The sequence below is a fragment of the Paenarthrobacter sp. 10N417 genome (assembly GCF_056394745.1).
Genome location: NZ_JBFTIL010000006.1, coordinates 91,082 through 114,285, shown reverse-complemented (window position 1 = coordinate 114,285; position 23,204 = coordinate 91,082). Strand labels below are relative to the sequence as shown.

The 23,204-nt window shown below is 62.5% G+C and carries 20 protein-coding genes and 2 riboswitches; of the genes, 8 read left to right on the top strand and 12 right to left on the bottom strand.

The annotated features are described in order from the left end of the window. Positions 1-241: 241 nt before the first annotated feature. From AC1DCM_RS09440 to AC1DCM_RS09420, 5 genes are all read left to right on the top strand, one after another. Positions 242-964 carry a hypothetical protein gene (locus tag AC1DCM_RS09440; protein ID WP_477518086.1) on the top strand — a complete coding sequence of 241 codons (723 nt, stop codon included), beginning with the start codon at positions 242-244 and terminating at the stop codon, positions 962-964. Further along, positions 961-1,668, top strand: a complete 708-nt coding sequence (locus tag AC1DCM_RS09435; protein WP_477518085.1) for a hypothetical protein — start codon at positions 961-963, stop codon at positions 1,666-1,668. Before AC1DCM_RS09440 ends, AC1DCM_RS09435 begins: the two co-directional genes overlap by 4 nt. Before the next feature lie 242 nt (positions 1,669-1,910). Continuing rightward, the gene (locus tag AC1DCM_RS09430) at positions 1,911-2,726 is read left to right on the top strand and encodes an amino acid ABC transporter substrate-binding protein (protein WP_477518084.1); all 816 of its coding nucleotides are present in this window, start codon (positions 1,911-1,913) and stop codon (positions 2,724-2,726) included. Next, positions 2,727-3,386: an amino acid ABC transporter permease gene (locus tag AC1DCM_RS09425; protein ID WP_477515960.1), complete on the top strand. Its 660-nt coding sequence runs from the start codon at positions 2,727-2,729 to the stop codon at positions 3,384-3,386. Continuing rightward, entirely contained in the window at positions 3,373-4,224 is an 852-nt protein-coding gene (locus tag AC1DCM_RS09420) for an amino acid ABC transporter ATP-binding protein (protein WP_477518083.1), read from the top strand. Before AC1DCM_RS09425 ends, AC1DCM_RS09420 begins: the two co-directional genes overlap by 14 nt. Positions 4,225-4,260: 36 nt before the next feature. On the opposite strand, the gene AC1DCM_RS09415 is transcribed toward AC1DCM_RS09420, so the two are convergent. From AC1DCM_RS09415 to AC1DCM_RS09370, 10 genes are all read right to left on the bottom strand, one after another. Next, positions 4,261-7,287, bottom strand: coding sequence for an alpha-mannosidase (locus AC1DCM_RS09415; protein WP_477518082.1), 3,027 nt, complete (start codon positions 7,285-7,287; stop codon positions 4,261-4,263). Between the two features lie 171 nt (positions 7,288-7,458). Next, positions 7,459-8,325 (bottom strand): formate dehydrogenase accessory sulfurtransferase FdhD, encoded by an 867-nt coding sequence (gene fdhD, locus AC1DCM_RS09410; protein ID WP_477518081.1) that lies wholly within the window; start codon positions 8,323-8,325, stop codon positions 7,459-7,461. Between the two features lies 1 nt (position 8,326). Then, positions 8,327-10,636 (bottom strand): FdhF/YdeP family oxidoreductase, encoded by a 2,310-nt coding sequence (locus tag AC1DCM_RS09405; protein ID WP_477518080.1) that lies wholly within the window; start codon positions 10,634-10,636, stop codon positions 8,327-8,329. Positions 10,637-10,693: 57 nt separating this feature from the next. Beyond that, positions 10,694-12,037 carry a molybdopterin molybdotransferase MoeA gene (locus AC1DCM_RS09400; RefSeq protein ID WP_477518079.1) on the bottom strand — a complete coding sequence of 448 codons (1,344 nt, stop codon included), beginning with the start codon at positions 12,035-12,037 and terminating at the stop codon, positions 10,694-10,696. Beyond that, positions 12,034-12,927 carry an NTP transferase domain-containing protein gene (locus AC1DCM_RS09395; RefSeq protein WP_477518078.1) on the bottom strand — a complete coding sequence of 298 codons (894 nt, stop codon included), beginning with the start codon at positions 12,925-12,927 and terminating at the stop codon, positions 12,034-12,036. Before AC1DCM_RS09395 ends, AC1DCM_RS09400 begins: the two co-directional genes overlap by 4 nt. A 42-nt stretch (positions 12,928-12,969) precedes the next feature. Beyond that, positions 12,970-13,470 carry an HNH endonuclease gene (locus AC1DCM_RS09390; RefSeq protein ID WP_442005939.1) on the bottom strand — a complete coding sequence of 167 codons (501 nt, stop codon included), beginning with the start codon at positions 13,468-13,470 and terminating at the stop codon, positions 12,970-12,972. Between the two features lie 229 nt (positions 13,471-13,699). Beyond that, positions 13,700-14,452 carry an NlpC/P60 family protein gene (locus AC1DCM_RS09385; RefSeq protein ID WP_442018466.1) on the bottom strand — a complete coding sequence of 251 codons (753 nt, stop codon included), beginning with the start codon at positions 14,450-14,452 and terminating at the stop codon, positions 13,700-13,702. A gap of 99 nt (positions 14,453-14,551) precedes the next feature. After that, on the bottom strand, positions 14,552-15,283 hold the full coding sequence (locus AC1DCM_RS09380) for a C40 family peptidase (protein ID WP_477518077.1): 732 nt from the start codon (positions 15,281-15,283) through the stop codon (positions 14,552-14,554). Positions 15,284-15,287: 4 nt separating this feature from the next. Next, a riboswitch (cyclic di-AMP (ydaO/yuaA leader) is annotated at positions 15,288-15,451 on the bottom strand. A 144-nt stretch (positions 15,452-15,595) separates the two neighbouring features. Next, complete coding sequence (locus AC1DCM_RS09375; RefSeq protein ID WP_431118572.1) at positions 15,596-16,426, bottom strand: M23 family metallopeptidase; 831 nt, start codon at positions 16,424-16,426, stop codon at positions 15,596-15,598. 6 nt (positions 16,427-16,432) lie between these two features. Then, positions 16,433-16,662: riboswitch (cyclic di-AMP (ydaO/yuaA leader) on the bottom strand. Positions 16,663-16,846: 184 nt separating this feature from the next. Further along, entirely contained in the window at positions 16,847-17,542 is a 696-nt protein-coding gene (locus AC1DCM_RS09370) for an iron-dependent transcriptional repressor DtxR (protein WP_442018464.1), read from the bottom strand. Between the two features lie 304 nt (positions 17,543-17,846). Here AC1DCM_RS09370 and serC point away from each other — a divergent pair, with 304 nt between their 5' ends. Continuing rightward, positions 17,847-18,977 (top strand): phosphoserine transaminase, encoded by a 1,131-nt coding sequence (gene serC, locus AC1DCM_RS09365; protein ID WP_442005934.1) that lies wholly within the window; start codon positions 17,847-17,849, stop codon positions 18,975-18,977. Positions 18,978-19,061: 84 nt separating this feature from the next. Here the strand turns inward: serC and AC1DCM_RS09360 are convergent, their stop codons facing one another. Further along, a complete protein-coding gene (locus AC1DCM_RS09360; protein WP_477518076.1) occupies positions 19,062-19,712 on the bottom strand; it encodes a DUF3027 domain-containing protein in 651 nt (216 codons plus the stop codon). An 8-nt stretch (positions 19,713-19,720) separates the two neighbouring features. After that, complete coding sequence (locus tag AC1DCM_RS09355) at positions 19,721-20,104, bottom strand: cold-shock protein (protein WP_216926040.1); 384 nt, start codon at positions 20,102-20,104, stop codon at positions 19,721-19,723. Positions 20,105-20,405: 301 nt separating this feature from the next. On the opposite strand from AC1DCM_RS09355, the gene AC1DCM_RS09350 reads away from it, so the two are divergent. Together AC1DCM_RS09350 and AC1DCM_RS09345 are read left to right on the top strand one after the other, a co-directional pair. Beyond that, complete coding sequence (locus AC1DCM_RS09350; RefSeq protein ID WP_442005932.1) at positions 20,406-20,621, top strand: hypothetical protein; 216 nt, start codon at positions 20,406-20,408, stop codon at positions 20,619-20,621. 108 nt (positions 20,622-20,729) lie between these two features. Then, the gene (locus tag AC1DCM_RS09345; RefSeq protein ID WP_477518075.1) at positions 20,730-23,201 is read left to right on the top strand and encodes a helicase-associated domain-containing protein; all 2,472 of its coding nucleotides are present in this window, start codon (positions 20,730-20,732) and stop codon (positions 23,199-23,201) included. The last annotated feature ends 3 nt before the right edge of the window (positions 23,202-23,204 follow it).

Genomic DNA, 23,204 nt, shown 5'->3' with positions numbered 1-23,204 from the left:
TACATCACCAGCACGGTAAAACAAGCGCGGGTTCACTTACGAAACGCGGCCTCACTACCCGTGATTCCCACGGGCATGGAAAAACCCGCTGGTCCGGACTTGGGGGGTGTACGGACCAACGGGTTCAAGCATCAAGCATAATTCAATGTGGCGTCGGCGTAAAATCAATCCGTACCCTTTGCTTCGGTTCCCCTGTGGGTGATGCCGGACTTGCCGTTTGAAATATCCCAGAAAGCGCTCCATGCCCTTACCGTCCAAGGCGTTCCAACGCTGGCTTCACGGCGTTGCACCCAACGCCAGCACAGCGGACGTCTGCAGGATTTCCGGGATAAAACGGACAACGCTGGCCCAACAGTTGGTCCGGGGCAAGGTGGCAGAGTCAACGTTGGTCAGTATCAGCCGGGGCTATCACATCAATCCCGTGCAAGCCCTTGCCACGTTTGACCTCTACGCAGATCTTCGGGGCGATTCCGTCCCGCCCACGCCGGATGAACTGGTGAGCCAGATTGCCACCATGGATTTGCTGCGCGCGGTAGTGGAACGCAGTGAACCGGGGTCCGTCTCCGTCACAGGACTGTCGCCAACACCGCACCCCACCGCGGTTCGCAACTGGGTGGATGCAATCGACGACGGCGAGTTGCGGCACCGGGTCAGCGAAGCCACCGGCATCGCGCCACAGAACTTCTCCGCCCACCTGACCGCCAACAGGCTTCCTCCCGAGTTGGCCATCGCGACGTCGCGGGCTGCCGGCGTCGGACCAGTGGGCGGGCTGGTTGCTGGAGGGCTGATCACGGAGGCGGAGGCCGGTTGGTCCCCCAACGGGCGGCAGGAGGCCCTTGACCGGATGACCTTGGGCGAGCTGGTGACCCTGGCCGGTGAGAGGCTTCAGGCGCTGGGCAAGACCTTGCGCCGCCAAGAACAAGACCACGAACGAACTGAACGAATTTGGGAGAATCTCGGATGACGGCTGTCCTGCCTTGGGCAACGCTGCTGGTGTGCCTGGCGATTACCATCGCGCGGATTCCGAGCCTGCTCAGGGGTGAGAACCGGGTGGTCTTCTACATTTTCGCGCTGATCACCCTGGATATCCTTCTCAGTATCGAGGCGCCATACCTCGCCATCGATGCCCTTCTCGGCGGGGTTAACGTCACCAACCTGATCCTGCGGTTCCTGCTGTATGGCACGTTCCTGCTGATGGGCATCAAAATTGCCATGGGTTTCGCTTCCAGGTCAGCGGAACGTGCCATTCGTGGCCCTTGGGGGCTGACAGTCCTCGGAATCACGGTAGCGTTGACCACGTTCTTCTTTGTCATCACGGACACCCGAGGCTCCACGGCGGGAATGACAGGACTGACCTGGGGACCTTCCATGGAGGCCTACGCGGCTCTGGGCCGGTTTTATCCTGGATACGTATCAGCCTGTTTGCTGCCCGCGATCTGGCGCACCATCATGGGCCGCTACCCCGCCTTGCTGCGTGCCGCCTCAGCCCTCCTGTTCGTTGGGCTGGCCTTGCTTTTGGTGTCCCAACTCTTCCCACTGATCCCGCTGGTGCACCTGTGGCTGCGTTCCCTGATCAACTACTCCGCCGTGCTGGCGACGGCCATTGGGCTCGCCGGGATCTGGTTTTCCAAGGCGTTTGCCCGGCGGAAAGCAAGACGCACAGCGTAAGACTTTCACAAAACCATTAGATCGTGGCACAATCATGAATGTGTGAACGCGGTTGCAGCCTGGCACCGGAATCAGAGAACGGGTTTCCGGTGAATGTGGCGCCCACGTGATCACAATTGGGGGGATGAGTGGTGGCGGGCTGTTGGGGACCGCCCCCACTCAGCCTTTTTAACCCCCCTTTCTACAAGCCCCCAAGCCTTCCCTGCCGGGAATCCGCAGTGGCCCGTGACTAAGATGGCTCCATGACCAGCCTTCGCTCCCGCCGTTCTCTTTTCGCCGCTACCCTGGCCGCCGCCGCCATTGCACTCGCTGCCTGCGGTGGCGGTTCCACACCAGCCCAGTCCGGTGGCGATACATCCTTGTCCGACGTGAAATCCAAGGGCGAACTCGTTATCGCAACGGAAGGAACCTACCGCCCGTTCAGCTTCCACGCCGAGGGCGCTGGTGAATTGACGGGCTACGACGTCGAGATTGCCAAAGCCGTGGCTGAAAAGCTGGGAGTGAAGGCGAGCTTCCAGGAGACGCAATTCGATGGCATTTTTGCAGGCCTGGACGCCAAGCGGTTCGATACCATCGCCAACCAGATCTCCATCAATGACGAGCGCAAAGCCAAGTACGAGTTCTCCAAGCCCTACACCGTCTCCACCGGCGTTGTGGTGACCAAGAAGGACAATTCCAGCATCAACAGCTTCGCTGACCTCAAGGGCAAGACCACCGCGCAGTCGCTGACCAGCAACTTCTACAAAATGGCCGTGGAGGCCGGCGCCAACGTTCAGGCCGTTGAAGGCTGGGCCCAGTCTGCCACCCTCGTACAGCAGGGACGCGTGGACGCTACTGTCAACGACAAACTCACTTACTTGGACTACGCGAAAACCACCCCGGATTCCGGTTTGAAGGTGGCCGCCGAAGCACCGGACAAGACCGAGAGTGCACTGGTGTTCCGCAAGGGTTCCACCGAGCTGACCAAGGCTGTAGACAAGGCGCTGGATGATCTCCGAGCAGATGGAACCTTGGTAAAGATCTCCGAAAAGTACTTCGGTGCGGATGTCACCAAATAAATGAACTGGGACCTCATTTGGAGTTCCTTCGGGCCAATCATCACGGGGGCCGTAACGGGCACCATCCCCCTTACCCTGGCCTCCTTTGCGTTTGGCCTGGTGCTGGCCTTGGTGGTGGCGCTGTTGCGGCTGAGCTCGAATTGGCTGCTGTCCGGCATAGGTCGTTTCTACGTCTCGGTCATCCGCGGAACTCCCCTGCTGGTGCAGCTGTTTGTGATCTTCTTCGGCCTTCCCAGCATTGGTATCCGGCTGGATCCCTGGCCGAGCGCCATCATCGCGTTCTCCTTGAACGTGGGCGGCTACGCGGCCGAGATCATCCGGGCCGCAATTCTTTCCGTCCCCAAGGGACAGTGGGAAGCCGGCCACACCATCGGAATGTCCCACCCCCAAACGCTGGTGCGGATTATCCTTCCGCAAGCGGCACGGGTGTCCGTTCCACCGTTGTCCAACACCTTCATTTCCCTGGTGAAGGACACCTCGCTCGCTTCCCTCATCCTGGTTACTGAACTTTTCCGCAATGCCCAGCAAATCGCTGCGTTCAGCCAGGAGTTCATGGCCCTGTACTTGCAGGCAGCCCTGGTTTACTGGGTCATCTGCCTGATCCTTTCCACTGCGCAATCCGCCGTGGAAAGGAGATTGGACCGCTATGTCGCCCACTGATGCACCTCAACAGAGCGAACCGCGCGTCACCTCAGTCCTGAAGGCCCGGAACCTCGCCAAAGCCTTCGGCAGCAACGTGGTTCTGCGCGACATCGATATCGACATCCGGCGCGGCCAGGTGGTGGCCCTGATCGGGCCGTCGGGTTCGGGCAAGACCACTGTTTTGCGTTCGCTCAACGGCCTTGAAATCCCCGACGCCGGTACCGTCACCTTTGGCGGCACCGGCCGGGGTCCACGCTCGGCTTCCGGCTCCGGCTCCGGGAGCGAGACGTCTGATGGCCTCTCCATCGATTTCGGCGCCAAAGTGGGCAAGAAGGAGATCGCAGCGCTGAGGGACCGCAGTGCCATGGTGTTCCAGCACTACAACTTGTTCCCGCACATGACGGTCCTGAAGAACATCATTGAAGGCCCAGTCCAAGTCCAGAAGCGGCCCAAGGCAGAGGCCATCGCCGAAGCCGAGCGATTGCTGGAGCGGGTGGGCCTGGCCGACAAGCGGGACGCATATCCGTTTGAGCTCTCAGGCGGACAGCAGCAGCGCGTGGGCATTGTCCGTGCTTTGGCGCTCCAGCCCCAACTGCTGTTGTTCGACGAGCCCACGTCGGCCTTGGATCCCGAGCTCGTCGGTGACGTCCTGGGCGTCATCAAGGAACTCGCCGAGGAAGGCTGGACCATGGTGATCGTGACCCATGAGTTGGCCTTTGCCCAGCACGTGGCAGACGAGGTCATCTTCATGGACGGCGGCGTTGTGGTGGAGCGCGGCCCTGCTGCCGAGGTGCTGCGCGCACCCCGGCAGGAACGGACCAAGCTGTTCGTAAAGCGGCTGCAGCACGACGTCTAACCTCGTGGCGCGGGTCCTCTTGGTGCTGGCCGGCCGTTATCGGGCGAACCGCAACGTGACCAATTGGAACGGGCGCAGGACCAGCTCAGCTGCGTCCTGCCCCACAGTCACTCCAGGGGCCTCTATCGGCCGTTCCAGCAGGTCCGTGGCCAGGACGCCATGAGCTTCAAAATTGGCCCTGACAACGCCGGCTGAGCGTTGTCCCAGGGATTCGTAAAGACGCACAATGACGTCTCCAGAGCCATCCTCGGCCAGCTTCACTGCCTCCACTGCCAAGGCAGGGTTGGACACGGACAGCAGGGGTTCCACTGGCTTGCTGCCAGTGACATAGCGGGGCTTCAGGTTGGTGCGGTAGCCCTCCTCCACGGCATCCCCGATCCCCGCTCCAGGCCTGATGGACAGTTCAAGCGTGTGCTCGCCGCGGTCTGCTTCGGGGTCCGGGAACCTGGCGGAGCGCAACAGCGAGACACGGACGGTGGTCGTCGTCCCTCCGTCTCCGCGGACAGCCCTGGTGACGTCGTGCCCATAGCTGGAAGAGTTGCTGACCGCCACGCCATAACCTGGCTCGGCAACGTGGATCCAGCGATGTGCGCAGATCTCGAACTTCGCAGCATCCCATGATGTGTTCGTGTGGGTCGGCCGGAACACATGGCCGAACTGGGTCTCGGAGGCCGAACGGTCCGCCCGGACATCCAGTGGGAAGGCGATCTTGAGCATCTTTTCGCGTTCCTGCCAGTCCACTGTGGTGGAGATCCCCAGGGACTCCGCACCGGCGTCGAGCGTTATCCGTTGCGTGATGGTGGAGGAACCAACCGTACGCTTGACCACCACGACGGCGCCTGCCGCCGTACGCTCAAGATCGATGGTTTCCGCCTGCGTCAGCTTGGTGACGTTGCGACGGTAGAACTCCTCGATGTCCCAGGCGTCCCATTCATTGGGAGTATCCCTGAACAGCTCAAGCAGGTTGCCGGGCTGATCGGGCGCAATCGCCTCACGGCCAGAGGAATGATCCATGAGCGAGGTCAACAAGCCATCACTGTCCACCACGGCTCGGATGATTCCGTTGTCCAGGACGTAGCCGCCATCCTTTTCGCCGGCATCAACAACTGCGTCCGGCTTCACGGCTTCCGCAGCGGCGAGTGCCGGCACGCCAGCCCGCTTGTGTGGGGCCGCGTTGAGCAGGAACTGCCTGCCTCCCTGGCCGACAAGTGCCTGAGCAGCCTGGGTGATGATGGCCTCGAGATCGCGGGCGATTGCCTCGTAGTTCCGCTCGGCGTCCTGGTGGACCCAGGCAATGGAACTGCCCGGCAGGATGTCGTGGAATTGCTGCAGGAGCACCAACCGCCAGAGCCTCTTGAGCTCCGCTTCGGGATAGGCATAGGCGTCGCCCAGACGCACCGCAGCTGTGGAGCACCACAGTTCTGCCTCACGCAGCAGGTGCTCGCTGCGCCGGTTGCCCCGCTTGGTCTTCGCTTGGCTGGTATACGTTCCGCGGTGCATCTCCAGGTACATCTCGCCCACCCACACCGGGAGGTTGCGATACTCGGCTTCGGCCGCCGTGAAGAAGTCCTTGGCCGTGCCCAACCTGACCTTGGGTGAACCCTCGAGATCTGCCGTGCGGTGTGCAGCGGCCACCATCTCGCGTGTGGGACCACCACCGCCGTCGCCATAACCGAAGGGAACCAGTGACATTGTGCCGCGCCCGTGCTCACGGTAGTTGCGTTCCGCATGAGCAAGCTCCCGGGCATGGAGCTCTGCGTTATACGTGTCTACCGGTGGGAAATGGGTGAACAACCGGGTGCCATCGATGCCTTCCCACGTGAACGTGTGGTGCGGCATCCGGTTCACCTTGTTCCAGGAAATCTTCTGCGTAAGGAACCATCGCAAACCTGCGGATTTAACGATTTGTGGGAGTGCGCCGGAGTAGCCGAACGAATCGGGCAGCCAGGCTTCCTGGCACTCCACGTCGAATTCCTTCAGGAAGAAACTCTTGCCTTCCACGAACTGGCGCGCCATGGCCTCGCCACCGGGCATGTTGGTGTCCGATTCAACCCACATGCCACCGACGGGAACGAACTGCCCGGCCCTGACCTTTTCCCGGATGCGGACAAAAAGCTCAGGGAAGAATTCCTTGATCCAGGCCATCTGCTGGGCCGAGGAACACGAGAAGACGAAGTCGGGGTTCTCGTCCATGAGAGCCACGACATTGGAGAATGTACGGGCACACTTGCGGATGGTTTCACGGACAGGCCACAACCAAGCGGAGTCGATGTGCGCATGACCGGTGGCCAGGAGTTCGTGGGCCGAAGCATAGGCGGGCCGGCTCAGTACCTCTGCCAGTGCCTCGCGGCCTGCGGCAGCCGTTCCCGCAACATCGTCCGGGTCCATGATGTCCAGCATCCGTTCCAGGGCCCGCAGGATTTCGTGGCGCCGCGGCAGCTCCATGGGGAGCTCGTGCATGAGACCACTCAGTGTCCACACGTCCTGGTTCAGTTCCCACACCGTCTCGTTGAGTTCGGCAATGGCAATCCGGCCGAGGCGATACCGGGGTTCGTCTCCGGATGTCGCCTTGTCCCCCAAAGGAGTAGGCGCAAATGACCAACCCTGCGACACATCCGGGTTGGCTGCTGCTTCCACATAGAAATCCACGGACAATCCCCCACCGAGCAGCTTCAGCGGAACGTGATAGTTACGTGGGGAGATGGCCTTGATGATGCTGGCATCGGCGCGCCAGGCTGTGCCTTCACACTGGAACCCCGGCACGTCGCTGTTGAAGCCAAGGTCCACGATGATTTCCACCGCCGTCCCCTCGGCAGAACCCCAGCCTTCTGGAACTTCACCCTGCAGGCGGAGCCATTTAGTGCTCCACGGCTTACCCCAAGGTGCGCCCGGCTCCTGGGGAGTGAAGAGCTGGCGCATGGCCTCGGCTGCGGGCACGGGTTCTCCAGGCGCATCCCAGCTGCTGAGCTGCAGTGGGACGGACCTGCCGTAAATGGCCGGAAGAAGGCGTTCCCGAACGAATCGATCGAGACGCTGTTCAGTGATCCGGCGATCGTCGTGCAATTAAATCCCCTTAGGCATTGGCTGGTGGCAAAGCGTCATGGCCGGCGGGCGAGCCGGCACTTTATGGACGGCGTTATTCGAGGACACAGCGATTCCAATCGATGGATAAAATCTACGTTGTTCCAGCTCAATAGCCAAGTGAACGAGGACTATCCACAGGGAATAGCGGCGCTAGCCAGCCTCTTCTCCCACGATCCTGTCCCTGCCCGCATACACGTTCAGGCTCGCACCGCGGCTGAAGCCCACCAACGTGATACCTGTTTCATCCGCCAGTTCGGCGGCGAGGCTCGATGGAGCGCTGACGGCCGCAAGGACTGGAATGCCCGCCATGGCAGCTTTCTGGACGAGCTCGAAAGATGCCCGGCCGGATACCTGAAGAACTGTTCCTTTCAGTGGCAGCTTGCCGGCCCGCAAAGCCCAACCCACCACTTTGTCCACGGCGTTGTGGCGCCCCACGTCTTCCCGCAGGCACAGCAGCTCGGAAGTTCCGTCGTCGTGAATCCGGAAAAGGCCCGCGGCATGGACGCCACCTGTTTTGGCGAAAACCGCCTGCGCCTCACGCAACCGGTCCGGCAGGGCGGCCAGCGCTCTTACGGGGACCGTGACGTCATCCTCGTGGGGACTATGCCGCGATGACTTCCGGACGGCGTCGATCGAGTCGGTACCGCAAATGCCGCAGGAGCTGGAAGTGTAGACGTTACGGCCGGTGTCCGGACGTTCGACGTCGGGCCGCAGCTGTGCGTCCACGACGTTGAAGGTCTGTACGCCGTCCTCGTCCTCCCCAGCGCAGAAACGCTCGGAGACCAGTTGCCCCGGCTCCCAGATGATGCCCTCCGAGACAAGGAATCCTGCCACCAGATCGAAATCGTCTCCAGGGGTCCGCATGGTCACTGAGAACGACATCTCACCAAGACGGATCTCCAAGGGTTCCTCGACGGCGAGGACGTCTTCCTTGTATCGGACAGGGTGTTCCAGGGCCTGGGGCGATCCGTCCAGGACGAACTTATGCAGCTTTCGGCGCTGGGTCACGCGTCCCATGTCAGGATCCGTTCTCCTCGGGGTGTTTCACGAACCGTACAGTCATCGCCTTGTAGCCGGGCGTGTTGGATTCCCGGGCCACAAGCTCGCGGTGGACCAGGGCGTTAGCCTCCGGGAAGTATGCGGCAGCGCAGCCCTTGGCCGTGGGGTACGCGATCAGCCGGAACTTATTGGCTCGCCGCTCAGTGCCGGCAAAAGTGGAAATGACATCCACCAGGTCACGGTCCTTGAAGCCCAGGCCAGCGAGGTCTTCCTCGTGGACCAGGATCACCCTTCTGGCGTCCGAGACCCCACGGTAGCGGTCATCCAGGCCATAGAACGTGGTGTTGTATTGATCGTGGCTGCGTACCGTCTGCAGGATCAAGTGGCCCTCTGGAGCTTCAAGATACTCAAGCGGACTGACGGAGAACCGTGCTTTGCCGATGTCAGTTGCGAAGGTACGGGTATCCCGTGGCGGGTTCGGCAGGACAAAGCCGTTCTTCGTCCGGACCCTGGCGTTGAAGTCCTCGAACCCCGGGATGACACGTGAGATGTGGTCCCGGATCACGTCATAGTCCTCTGCCATGGCGCGCCAGTCCACTCCGTGATCATCCCCGAGTGTCGCCTGCGCCATCCGGGCAACGATGACCGGTTCGCTCAGGAGGTGCTCGGAGATCGGAGCCAGCCTGCCCTGCGTCTTGTGGATGACGGACATTGAATCCTCCACCGACAGGAACTGCTTGCCCTTGGGGTGTTTGTCGTCCGTGTCCGTGCGCCCCAATGTGGGCAGGATCAGGGATGTCTTCCCGTGCACCACGTGGGCACGGTTCGGCTTGGTGGAGATGTGCACAGTCAGTCCAGCAGTCTTGAGCCCGGCTTCCAACGCTGCAGTGTCAGAACCGGCCGCAGCAAAGTTTCCACCCATGGACACGAAGACATCCACTTTCCCTTTTTCCAGGGCGTGCTGGGTCTCCACGGAGTCATATCCATGCTCCCGAGGCATCCGGAATCCAAACTCCTCGTCCAGCGCGGCAAGGAACGTTTCGCCCGGCTTCTCCCAAATACCCATGGTGCGATCGCCCTGCACGTTGGAGTGGCCACGCACCGGGCAGGCTCCGGCGCCCCGCTTGCCGAAGTTGCCTTGGAGCAGGAGCAGGTTGATGATCTCCTTCAGCGTATCCACGGAGTGCGGCTGCTGGGTCAAGCCCAGCGCCCAGCAAATAATGGTCGCCTTTGATTTGGCCATCAGCCCCGCCACAGTGACGATCTCCTCGCGGGACAGACCTGTTGCGCGCTCGGTTTCGTCCCAGTCCAGCTGGGACCGCGCCTTGGCGTACGCTTCGAAGCCTTCGGTCTGTTTCCCGATAAATGATTTATCGACGATCGTCCCCGGGTTCCGCTTCTCTTCCTCCAGGAGCAGGTGGCCCTGGGCCTGGAACAGTGCGAGGTCGCCACCGACCTTGATCTTAAGGAACTCATCCGCGATCGTAGTGCCACCGCCGATCACGCCATTGAGGGACTGGGGGTCCTTGAAGTTCAGCAGGCCAGCCTCGGGTAGCGGGTTCACGGCAACGATCTTTCCGCCGTTGTTCTTGCAGTCACGCAATGCGGACAACATCCTGGGGTGGTTGGTCCCGGGATTCTGGCCCACCACGAACACCAGTTCGGCGTGGTGGATGTCTTCCAGCGAGACCGTTCCCTTGCCGATTCCGATGGTCGGGTTCAGCGCGCTGCCCGAGGACTCATGGCACATGTTGGAGCAGTCCGGCAGGTTGTTGGTGCCCAGGCTTCGGGCGAACAACTGGTACATGAACGCGGTCTCGTTGGCCGTCCGGCCGGAGGTGTAGAAAACGCAGCGATCAGGTGTGGTGGCATTGATATGCTCCCCGATCAAGGCAAAGGCTTCAGTCCAGCTGATCGGGGAATAGTGGGTATCTCCCGGTTTGAGGACTACAGGCTCGGCGATTCGCCCTTGGCTCCCCAACCAGTATTCGGTCTTGTCTTCAAGATCGGCGATGGAATGTGCTGCCCAGAAATCTGCCCCCACTGTCCGTGTGGTGCTTTCCTCAGCGATTGCCTTGGCGCCGTTCTCACAGAATTCCGCGGGACTGCGACGTCCCGTGATGGATTCCGGCCAGGCGCAGCCCGGACAATCAAAGCCGTCATGCTGGTTGACCCTGAGCATGGAGCGGACCGTGCGGGCTACTCCTGCCTGGGAGTAGCCCCTTTCAAGGGCGACAGTGACAGCCTTGAGGCCTGCCGCAGCCTTCTTGGGCGGGTGGATTTGCAGGTCATCTTCATTGATGTCCTGTTCGGGAGCATGCCTGTTCATGGGTCCATCATTGCAAGCCCGGGCACCCAGTTGCCACCTGCGTCCACCCGGCGACCCCTAGGCTTCCAACGCGCTCCAGTCAACAGGACCGGACGGGGCCTTCTTTTGTTGCCGGGCCGGCGACTTGCGTGGTTTTCCTTCAGCGGCCTTGGGTGCGGGCAAAGGTTTACCCCACGGCAAGGGAAAGGCCGGGACCAGTTCGCCCATCTGGACACCATGCGGCGGCACCACCAAGACGCCATCTGCTCCCGCCAGCCCGCGCATCATCCCCGGGCCGGCATGCTGCGCGGGCGATGCCAATCCGTAGACCAGTTTGAAAGGCATCAGGCGCGTCCGTCCAGGATCGGCGTCGATCATTGCACCGCTGGGAACCTCGCCAACGTCCTCCAGCTTCCCGTGGCCAAGCGCTGCGAGCAGCGGGCCCCCAACGGTGAACAATGCCATCATGGCCGCCAGCGGATTCCCGGGCAGGCCCAGCACGAAGCGTCCGTCCGGAAGCTCCGCCAACACGGCCGGGTGGCCAGGGCGCATGGCAATGCCATCGATCAACAGCCAGCCGCCCAGTTCAGACACGGCCCTCCTGAAATGGTCCGTCCCTGAGCGTCCGGTACCGCCCGTAGTAATAACGACGTCGGCCGGCGGCTCCGGTGCTGCATATGGTTCCGCGGGTTCAGGCTCGGTGTCCTGCAAAGCTGCAAGCCAGTCGTCGTAGTTGTCGCCAACCTTGAGTTGCTCTCCTGCGATGCCACCAAGGAGTTCGACGACAGCGCCCAGCTGAGGTCCGAAGGTATCCCGGACCTTCCCCGGTAGGGGAACCCCCTGCGTCACCACTTCCGAGCCCGTCAGGAGGAATCGCACCAAGGGTTTCCCCAGGACTTCCAGTTCATCCAGGCCGGCCAAGGCAGCCAAGGCAATGTGCGCAGGATTAAGGATGGTCCCTGCTTTGAGCAGAACATCCCCTGCCGCAGCTTCCTCGGCTGCCTTGCGGACGTGCTGGCCATTACGTGGCTCCCCGGGCTTCGCGGCCCCGCCAAGCGCTAGGATCGGCAGGCCGTCGTCGTCCGTGGTAATAACGCCGCTTTCGGTGCGCAGAACGGCCTTGGCTCCTGGTGGAATGAGTCCCCCTGTGACGATGGGACTGGCCTGATGGGGAGCAAGTCTGTGGCCGGGCTCAACAAGAATCCATGGGCCGGATCCGTTGACGGCCCAGCCGTCCATGGCGGAGGACGCATAGTGCGGCATGTCCTGAATGGCCACCGCATCCGAGGCAAGCGTCCTTGCCAAGGCGGCCTTCAGTGGCACCGGACTTGGCGGGATGGGAGCAGCGACGTCGAAGGCGCGCTGCCGGGCCTCATGCCATGTGTGTGCCGCGTGGTGGCCCTGTCCGGGGGCCTCGGTCATTCCGCCTCAGTCCCGGGCTCCAGGTATTGCTTGGCGACCTGGCGGGCGAGATCCAGGGCAGCGCTCATGGCGGTGTCGTCCGCGGCTTGCCCGATCCCCCTGGCCATACCAGCCGCGTAACCGGCAATGAAGGTTGTCAGTGGCGCAGCAGGCCGCACCACGGAGTGGGCTGCAACTCCCGCCACTGAGAGGACTTCATTGATGTCCACTTCAACGCCCTCAAGCTCAAAGGCCTGCAACAGTGTGCGGCACCAGTCCTCGAGCGTCTCTTCCTGGCTCTTCATGTCCGCCTCCTGCTCGTTGTGTATGCCCAAGGCCTCAGCGTCCTCCCACGTGTCCACATCATCGGTAGACCCATCAGGAACTGTAACGGCCAGCAGGTTCAGCCTAGCAAGCAGCCGGAACACTGAAGAGTTCGTTAACGCCGTAGCTGCCGCAACTTCCCTTTCCAAAGCCCGGGTGCTGTAGATCCCCAGGAGAGGCTGTTGCCGGCCGACGGCTGAAACGGCCATGGCGCCTTCCACTTCAGGATGCGCACGCAACCCTTCCCATAGGGGCGCAATCCCCCTGGAAGCGTGCGGCATGTCGCATGCCAGGACGAGCGTCCACGGCGCTGGCTCCCCATTCTGGTGAAATGCCGCCAGACCCGCAGCAATCGCAGCGGCAGGGCCAGCAAAGGCAGGCTCCTCCCGGGCGCTAAGAACTCCATCAGGCAGGACGCCGCCGATTCCAGAGGTGTCCGGACCAACCACCACCACAGCGGAGGCACCCCGTGCCGCCTGCAGGGCATGCGAAAGGAGGCTGGCGCCGTCGAACGTTAAGCCGGGCTTGGGCACGCCACCGAGGCGGGTGGCCCTGCCACCCGCCAGAATCACGGCGTTGAACTCCATCCGCCCAGAGTACCCGGACAGCGGGAGGACAACAGAAATCGATCAGGCGGCGGATTCCGGCAACAGGAACGGGTCCCAGTCCGGCGCAGGTTTCTCGAGTTCTTTGATCTGCCACATGGTTCCTGTGGGCACGCCAGGTTTGAAACGAAGTTTCCAACCCATCTCGGCGAGCGTGTGGTCACTCTTGGCGTTGTTGCATTTCAAGCACGCCGCAACCAGGTTTTCCCAGGAATCCGCGCCGCCCCTGGATTTGGGGTGGACGTGGTCTATGGTGTGGGCTGTTTTCCCGCAATAGGCGCAGCGATGGCCGTCGCGGCGGAGTACCCCGCGGCGGCTCACGGCAGTGATCTTGTTGTACCGGGGCCGGATGTAGCGATTGAGAAGAATCACGGATGGTCTTCCGAGAATCTCCTGTGGCCCGACGACAGGCTCGTCGCCTTCGGCCACCACGCTAGCTTTTCCAGTCAGCACAAGGACCAGCGCCCGGCGGAAGGTTACTACCGCCAGCGGTTCATATCCAGCATTCAGAACGAGTGTGCGCATGCACGTACCTCTTCACGGCCGCACCCGTCAGGGGCACGAGGGCCGGCTGCCCTCTGCTTGTACGGGCTGTGGATCGACAACACAAGGGTAAGCACTCATATGCCATATCAACGAATTTTTCTGCCGTTTCACCTGCGGTGTTGGCGAAAGTTCATGCGCGGGACACCTTGCTCGTTAAAGCAGAACACCCCGCCGGCCTGAGCCTCGGGGTGTTCTGTGGAGTATTTGATCAGCCGTTGACGCGGATGAAAACGGGGCCGGAGCCAACGTTCACGCTGAACAGTGCCGTGGTGGATCCGTTCCATCCACCGTGGACTGCCATGCCGTTGCCGACGTAAACAGCGATGTGTGCCATTCCGCCGTAGCCACCGTTGGCGTAGTAAGCGAGGTCGCCGGGCTGCGCTTCAGCTGCACTGACCGTGCGGCCGAGGGAGAGGTAGCCGGCCGGCCAATCGTGGAAGTGAATACCGACGGCGGCCAGCGAGTTGGTCACCAGCATGGTGCAGTCCTGTGTGACACCGAGCTGTGCGTAGGCCGCTGCAGCGATGGCTGCACCGAGGCCGCTGGATGCAGCAGGCGCCTTGGCCGCGGAGTTATCCGTGTTGACCGCCAAAGTAGCGGTGCCGCCGGCAGCCGGAGCTTCCTTGGCAGGTGCCTTCTCGACGACGGGAGCCGGGGCTTCGACAGTCTTGACCACGGGGCGCTCGTAGGAGATGGCAACGCTGGAATCCGCAGCAATGGTGGCCTGGGCAACCGACTGCACATCAAGGGTGGACGCAGACGTGGATTCGCGCTGGACATTGGTATCCGCAGCATTTGCAGCCACGCCGCTGGTCAGGACAAGGCCTGATGCAGCTGCGATCACTGCTGCCTGACGGCCAACGCCACCGGCGTTGTCGCTGACAGCCTTGGCAATGACGGCAAGTGAGCTGGTCTTGGGGGCCTCAGCTCTATGCCGTGCAACCTTGTTTGCACTGGTCATGATTACTCTCTTTTCGTATCCGCGCACGGTGGGGACGCACGCGGGTTATGGGCGGCCAGCACTTGGGGGGCATGCTGGCTTACCCCGAATGGGATTTTCCTAGCGGAGGGTGAAGAACGAGGATGTGCCGGTGGCTGCGACCGGGGTCAGGAGCGTCCCCTGGCTGGGGTTCAGCGCGCTGATCATCATGCCGTTGCCGACGTAGATGCCCACGTGGGCTCCGCCGTTCTGCATGACGAGATCGCCGGGGGCCGGCGTGCTGGTGGGCTTCATGGCCGTCCAGGCATTGACCCGGGGGATGCTGATGCCGGCCTGGGCGTAGACCCACTGGGCAAATCCAGAGCAGTCCCAGCCGTTGGGGGAAGTGCCGCCCCAGACATAGGGGTGGCCAATGCCGGTGTAGGCAATTGCTGCGAGCCCGGAAGCTGCCGCGCTGGATGCGGCATCCTTGGCCGTGGAGGACAGGGCAGCGAGGGTGTCGCCCGTCTGGCCTTCGGCTGCCTGCGTGCGCTGGGAGGCGCGCTGAACCTTGGGGGCTTCCTTGGTAGCCACAACGGGGCTTTCGAAGGAAACGGTTGCCGTGGGCTCAGCGGTAACAACTGCGGTGGCGACCAACTGCTGGGTGCTGGAGGATTCCGACTTGGAAACGTCGGTGTCAGCGGCCTGGGCCGGGAGTCCAACGCTGAGAACAAGTCCCGAGGCTGCAGCCAGAACGGCGGCTTGGCGGCCTACGGTGCCTGCATTGGTTGAGACAGCCCTGGAAAGGGTGTTCAACGGGTTCGTACGAACCAATTCGGCGCGATGGCGCGCAGGGGTAGTGCGTGATGACACGAAGGTAGCCTCTCCCAATGCCTGCGAGGTGAGCTGTCGGATTCGGATGGGAGTCATCCGGCCGCGCGGCTTCAAGGAAGCTTTTGCGACTTAACCCCAAGGCCTTCTGATTCGAAGGCCAAAATTGGTTCCCCCGCCCCTGCCAGACGATTTTTGCGAACGGACCTCGAGTGGTGGCAGAGCTAGGCAATCCACTCAAGTGCATCGGCCCCCTAAAAAGCCGATGCGCTTTAGACGGTACAACAGATATTCGTGAATGTCACATTCTGGTCACGGGCGTGTCATGAATGCGATAGACAACCATCAACTGGCTCAGAGCCAGCCCATGGGATCTACGACTTCACCGTTTACCTGGACCTCGAAGTGGAGGTGGCAACCCGTAGATGCGCCTGTAGTGCCGCTCAGCGCGACAGTATCGCCACGGCTGACAGTCTGGCCCACCTTGACGTTGAAGGACGACAGGTGGTTGTACGTGGTCTCGAGGCCGTTGCCGTGGTCAATCACGACGCGGTTGCCTCCGCCGTACTCATGCCAGCCTGCGAACGTGACCTTGCCTGCGGCTGCGGCGTGAACGGCAGTACCGCACTGGGCTACGAAGTCCTGGCCCCGGTGGAAGTCACCGGTGCCGCCCGTAAGGGGGCTGACGCGGTAGCCAAACGGCGATGCCGTGACCAGCTTGTCCAGAGGGCTTCCCAGCGTGCCAAGTGAGGATGCGCGCTGGATGCTCCCCGCTGACTGGGCGCTCAGCAACTGCTTGAGCTTGCCGTCAGGATCAGCGGCGGTAGCGACTGCTGCGCGACTGAAATCGATTTTGGCAGAGGCTGCCGCAGAAACTTCGGGTTGGCTGCCACCCGGTACGGAGAGGGCCGCCTCGGCCTGGCCGGATTCGGATGTGGCCATGACGGGGCTTGTGGCAGGCAGGCCTACAGTCAGGGCAAGTCCGGTGGCGGCAAGCGCGACTCCGGCCTTCTGCCCGACACCACTGGCTGCGGCGAAGTCGGCTACCTGGCGCAATGGGCTCTTGCGGCGGCGCACTTGACGCGGGGTGTCGCGTGGCCGGATCTCCATTGCGGCGCGGGCTGGCCGCAGCTCAGCAGCGGGGCCGGACGCGCGGCGACGGCCCCTGACGTTCTGCGATGTCAAACTCTGTTCCTCTCTGGAAAGCCTGCGAAGTTAGCTGTCGGATTCGGGTCAGAGAGTTCAAAGACCCGGTCCGCACGAAGCGCAAACGGCACACAGGTATCCCCGGAAGGACTTGCGTTAGTAGGCACTTCTGCTGCGGACTTCACCCCAAGGCTGCTTCTTTAGGCAGCCGCTTGTGGTTCCCCCGCCTCTGCCAGTAGTTGATGACACACCTGATCTGCTGGCAGAGCTCGGCTCCAGATCAGGTAACGCTTTGGTATCGGCGCTAGTAGATAACTATAGGTGATTAAAGCCCGCAGTAATAAATTCGTTATCTTCCCAAACGACCGTGTTGTGGACGCCCCCATATCACCAGTCGCAGGAATCCGCAGGTCACACGCGCGCCAGCCGCCCCAAAGTGAGATCTGACACGCCTTAGGGTCAGCTGACAGCGACGAAGACGTGCGCAGCTACCTCGGGAGGCAGCTCCAGTGCTCCTTCAATACCGGGAACGCGGACGGAGATGTACTCCCCCACCCGTTCCAAGGAGACAGTTGCGCCTGGACGAATTCCGCCTTCATCGAGCTGGGTGAGGAGTTCGGGCTCAACCTGGATGGGTTCAGCAAGCCGGCTGACTACTACGCGGGAATCGGCAGCGTACCCGTCCATGGCATGCAGCAGGTTCACGTCCAAGCGGGCAAGGGGCTGGTTGGCGAGGCCGCCAAGCGCCTCCAAACCCGGGATGGGGTTGCCATACGGTGACTCGGTGGGGTGCTCCAACAACTCATACAGGCGCCGTTCCACCCGTTCACTCATGACGTGTTCCCAGCGACACGCTTCGTCATGAACGTATGCCCAGTCCAGACCAATGACGTCCGCCAGGAGCCTCTCGGCAAGGCGGTGCTTCCGCATGACTTCGGTGGCCCGCTTGCGCCCGACTTCGGTCAGTTCCAGGTGGCGGTCGTTGGACACAATCACCAGGCCATCGCGCTCCATGCGTCCAATGGTCTGGGAAACCGTGGGACCCGAGTGCCGCAGACGCTCCGCAATGCGTGCGCGAAGAGCCACGATGTTCTCTTCTTCAAGCTCCAAAATGGTCCGAAGATACATCTCAGTGGTATCGATCAGATCCGTCATCCAGCTCAGCTCTCCTCGAACGCATTTCTTGCGTAATCTCCACCGTACCGCGTCCCCGCCAAGGTGGATGGTGTGCAACCGACACCTCAGGAACGTCAACCCAAGCCTAGCTTATTTGGAATTACTCTGGATAATTTTTCCCTGGGTCGCAATGCCCATGGTGGTCCGGCATTCCACGTGGCGGACTATGACAACCGCAGATTCCTGACGGTGGGTCCGGTCAGGCAGAATGAGGGAGTCGAAGGGGCAGCCGATGCCACCTGCCCACCTCCCCCTCTCTAACCGATACCCATTGGAGCCACACGTGAGCGACAACAGCATCACAATTCCCGCCGACCTGCTGCCCAAGGACGGACGCTTCGGCGCGGGACCGTCCAAGGTGCGCCCGGAACAGGTCCAGGCCCTGTCTGACGCGTCGACCACCATACTCGGCACGTCACACCGTCAGGCACCGGTCAAGAACCTGGTGGGTTCGGTGCGCGAAGGACTCAGCCAGTTCTTCCGTGCACCTGAGGGCTACGAGGTTGTCCTCGGTGTCGGCGGCTCCACGGCTTTCTGGGACGTAGCGGCTTTCGGCCTGGTTGAGAAAAAGGCCCAGCACCTTTCCTTCGGTGAGTTCGGTTCCAAGTTTGCCGCGGCCACCAACAAAGCCCCCTTCCTCGATGCATCCTCCATCATCAAGTCAGAGCCCGGCACGCGACCGGCCTCCCAGGCAGAGGCCGGCGTTGACGTCTACGCCTGGCCCCAGAACGAGACATCAACCGGTGTTGCAGCCCCCGTCAAGCGCGTAGAGGGCGCCGACGCCGGATCGCTCGTCCTGGTGGACGCTACCTCAGCCGCCGGCGGGCTGGACGTGGACGTCGCCGAATCGGATGTCTACTACTTCGCCCCGCAGAAGAACTTCGCCTCTGACGGCGGCCTGTGGCTCGGCCTGTTCTCCCCCGCGGCATTGGAGCGCGCCGCCCGCATCAAGGCCAGCGACCGCTGGATTCCGGACTTCCTGGACCTGCAGACCGCAATTGAGAACTCCAAACTGAACCAGACGTACAACACACCTTCGCTGTCCACGCTGGTGACTTTGGACGCACAGGTGCAGTGGCTCAACAGCAATGGTGGTCTGGACTTCGCCAGCAAGCGCACAGCAGACTCTGCCAGCCGCATCTACTCCTGGGCCGAGGCTTCCGAGTACGCCACACCGTTCGTCGCAAAGGCTGAGGACCGCTCCAACGTGATCGCCACCATCGACTTCGACGACTCCATCGATGCAGCGGCAATCGCCAAGATCCTGCGGGCCAACGGCGTGGTGGACACTGAGCCGTACCGCAAGCTTGGGCGAAACCAGCTCCGCATCGCCACTTTCGTCGCTATCGAACCGGACGACGTCTCAGCCCTGCTCGCCAGCATCGACTATGTCGTGGGCGAGCTCAAGAAATAAAAACTCAAGAACTAACTGCCGCGGCTTTCCGCGAAAGGCAGGAAACGGCGTCGTCGGGGTTGTTCCCGGACGGCGCCGTTGCCGTTAATCCCCTAAGCGGGCGACGGCGTCGTCGTCCTCGTCGTCGGCTGGCTCGGCTTCATCGGCTTCAGGATCAGACGCTTCGGCGGCGTCGTCTTCCGCAGCCTGCACGGATTCCTCGGTCACTTCCTCTACCGTCTCCTCCACCAGGGGCGTCTCATCCTCCGGGCGGACACGCTTTGCCCAGGGGACCCATTCCGGGGCCAGGATGGAATCCTCAGAGGGCAGGAGGCCAAGCTCGCTGACTGTGACGATCTTTGACCGGGAATTGCGGGTGATCACGGCATACCACTGCCACCCGCCGTATCCCGCAAGCTTCGACTCGAACAAGTGCGTGACCACGCGATCGCCCTCGGACTTTGCGCCGATGTGGGCACCCACCTCACCCGGGTTCGCGATAGTCTCCACCGCTTCCCGCGCGACGTCGACGGCGGCAGCCAGGAACGCATCCGGCTTGCCAACGCGCCACACGGGGATGCCGGCCCGCTGCTTCGCTGCGACCGGCTTCCGCCCTGGGGTGTCGCTGTTTTCAGGGGCTTGCCCGTTGACAGGATTCTCCCCGGCGACAGGAACTGGGGCGGCGTCAGTGACGACCCCAGGGCTGGCCTGCGCGTCCCTTCCTGCCTGTGTATCCTGTGCGGATTCCGAAGTCATGGCAGTTCCTAGGCTTCCAGCTCGTCGGCAACCTTGCGCAGCGCCATACCGATAGCCTTGGCCTTGTTGCCCTCCGGGTACTTGCCGGAAGACAAAGTACCGGACAAGTTATCCAGCACGGTCACGAGGTCCTGCACCAAAGGCGCCAGGTCCTTGGCGTTCATGCGCTTGGCCTTGGCGATGGAGGGCGTCTTGTCCAGGACCCGAAGGCCCAATGCCTGGGCACCGCGACGGCCATCGGCCACGCCAAATTCCACACGCGTACCGGCTTTGAGCTCGGTTACGCCTGCGGGCAGCGATGTCTTGGGCAGGAATACCTCCTGGCCGTCCTCAGCCGCGAGGAATCCGAAGCCTTTTTCCTTGTCATACCACTTGACCTTGCCGGTGGGCACGTAATCAACCTTCTTCGTTCTTGCTTTGGAGACACGTCGTGCCGCCACCGCATCCGCAGGGATTTGCGGGATCGAGGGAGACAGCACGGTCCGTGTTGGTCTGTTACTTCAAGGTTATCCTGCCGGACCACCTATTCATGCTTTGCCGCCGCTTTGCGGCGCCTTGCTGCACCCGAAGCTTCACCCGTTTCTGCACCTTTCCTGCTCCTTTCCTGCACCCTGGCAGCGGTGCGGGCCGCGATGCCGGCCGCCGAAAAGCCCACAGGCCTGGTTTGTGTGCGCTGCTGCTAGCGTTAGGCGCATGACTTCCCCGGGTTACCGCCGCCCCCTGATGATCGTTGCCGCCGTGATCGCCGTCCTTTCCCTGGCTGCAGTGGGCGCGGTCATGGCTATCGCCTTCAACGGTGGAGTGGCACCAGTGTGGATCACGTCCATCGCGCTATATGGGCTGCCGGTTGCCTTCATGCTTGCCGTGGTCCTGGTGTTGGATGCCGTCCGTCAACGGCGCCGGCAATAGCCAATCAAGCGTCGGCAACAGCGAACCAGGCGCCGTCAACAGCGAATCAACCGGGACGGCTTTGCCTTGGCCACGCACGAGCGGCCCTGTGGCGGTAACGTTGGATTGATGTCCCTTATTCGCGCGCTCAGCAAGGAACTGGAAGCGCGCAGCGATAACTCGCTGCGGGCCTTGTTTGCCGCGCGGCCGGACCTGATTTCTCCCATGGCCCCGGACTTCGCTGCCTTGGCAGCCCGGGCAAGTGCGCGAGTCAGCGTGCAACGGGCGTTGGAGCGACTCACAAAGCCTGAAATGCAGGTTCTGGAGACGCTCCATCTGTGCACGAATGCCGATACCGGTCACAGTGTTTCCGCTGCCGGACTCAAGAAGGTCATTGCAGGGTCCACTCTCTCTGCACTGGAACCGATCCTCGCCAAACTTCAGGAGTTGGCGTTGATTCACCGGGCCGATCCGCCGGCGGCATCAAATTCACAACCGAATTCCCGGCAACGGTTCTACCTTCCCGTTGGAAGCCTGAAGGACGTGATCGGCATCTATCCGGCCGGCCTGGGCCGAAGCTACACAGAGCTGGTCAGGTTGCAGCCGGCTTTCGCCCAACGGGTGGTTCAGCTCGTAGCCGAGCTCCATCACTGTGGCTTGGACATCCACCCTGCCAGCACTCCCATGGACGCCGCCTTGTCCCTGCAACGCTGGACGTCAAGCCCCGAGAATGTGCGCGCTATTCTGGCCACGGCGCCCGAAAGGACCGTTGGCTTGCTGGACAAGTTCGGCAGTTGGGCCATGGGCGCAGTCCCCCAGGCTCAACGGCGGGCCTCCGTGACCCACGAAAGCGCCGACGTCGGGCCTGTTGATTGGCTGCTGGCCCGCGGCCTGTTGGTTCCCCTGGATGCCGGCCACGTCGAATTGCCACACAGTGTGGGCATCGCCCTGCGCGGTGGTGCGATCGTTGACGACTTCACCCTGAGCCCTCCGGTTCCAGAACTGGGCCACACGAGTGCTGCCCTCCGGCGAAACGCCGCGATGGGCGCCATCGCCGAGACTCTACGGCTCACCAGCGAGGTGCTGTTCGCAGTCCGTGAGCAGCCGCTGGCAACCCTCCGGAGCGGCGGCGTAGGCGTGCGTGAGCTCCGGCGCCTGGCTGAATCCATCCGCTGCGGCGTCCACGAAACTGCCCTCCTGCTGGAGTTCTGCGCGCTGGCCGGCCTTGTGCGGCTGGACGTTGACAGTTCCACGTGGATCCAGCCGCCACAGTTGGAATGGCTCTCCCTGCCGCGACAGGAACAGTGGCTCTGGCTGGTGAACGCCTGGTTGGCCAGCGAGCGGGCACCTTCCATGGTGGGCCAGTCCCTCCCGGGAGCGACGTCCGGCTCGCCATCCCATCCAGGTTCCGCCGGCAGCACCATCAATGCATTGTCCGCGGAGGCTCAAAGGCCCGATGCTCCAGTGGTCAGGCGCAGGATCCTGGAGATCCTCAATGAACTGACGGTTGAGGCCGCAGCTCCGGATGGCAAAGCACCTGTCCTTGACGCGCGCGCGGTGCTGCAACGGGCGGAATGGGCGCAGCCCCGCATGTCCCGCCGGTTCAGCTCCCTGGTGCGGGGGATCCTGGAAGAAGCCACCTTGTTGGGCTTGATGGGGTCCGGGGCCTTCACCCAGTTGGGATCTGCCATCGCGCTCGGCCATCCGGAGGAGGCGATGACCCTCCTCGGTGAACACCTGCCGGCCGCGGTCAACCACATCCTCCTTCAGGCGGACCTCACAGCAGTAGCGCCCGGTTACCTCGCCCCCGAACTCAGCGAAACGCTGCTGCTCATGGCCGACGCCGAGGGCCAGGGCCCGGCGTCGATCTACCGTTTTTCCACGGCAACTATCCGCAGGGCCCTCGACGCCGGACAGGATGCGGAATCGCTGTTGTCGTTCCTCCGCGAGCATTCAGCCACAGACGTGCCGCAACCTCTGGCGTATCTGGTGCAGGACACAGCGTCCCGACACGGACGTTTGCGAATCGGTTCCAGTGCCAGCTTCATCCAAAGCGACGACGATTCCGCCATCACCGACCTGTTGCACGAGGCCCGGACGTCTGCACTGAGCCTTGTTCGGATCGCCCCCACCGTCCTGACGTCCTCTGCCAGCCCCAAGGAGACTGCACGTGTGCTGCGCGAGCTGGGACTCTCACCTGCTGTCCAGGAGGCGGAACCCGCCGTCGTGCGCTTTAAACGAACAGCGGCAGTGCCCGGCAGCGCGCGTCCGGTCTACACGGCACCGCGGACGGCGCCACCGGACGACGACGTCGAAGCCCAGCTTTCAGTGTTACGGCAGCACCGCGCCGTCCCGGCTGATGCGACAGGCGAAGCCTCCACGCAGCTCGGCCTGGAAACGCTGCAGAAGGCCATCCGGCTCAAACAGGCGGTCACCATGAACGTGGTGGACAGCCTGGGGAATGCGAACACCGAAACCGTGGTTCCTGTATCCGTCTCCGGTGGCCGCGTCAGGGTCTTCGATCCTGGCAAGGAAACAGAACGTGTGCTGTCCATCCACCGGATCATCGATGTAGAACCAGCAGGAGAACTGCACAAGTGAGGA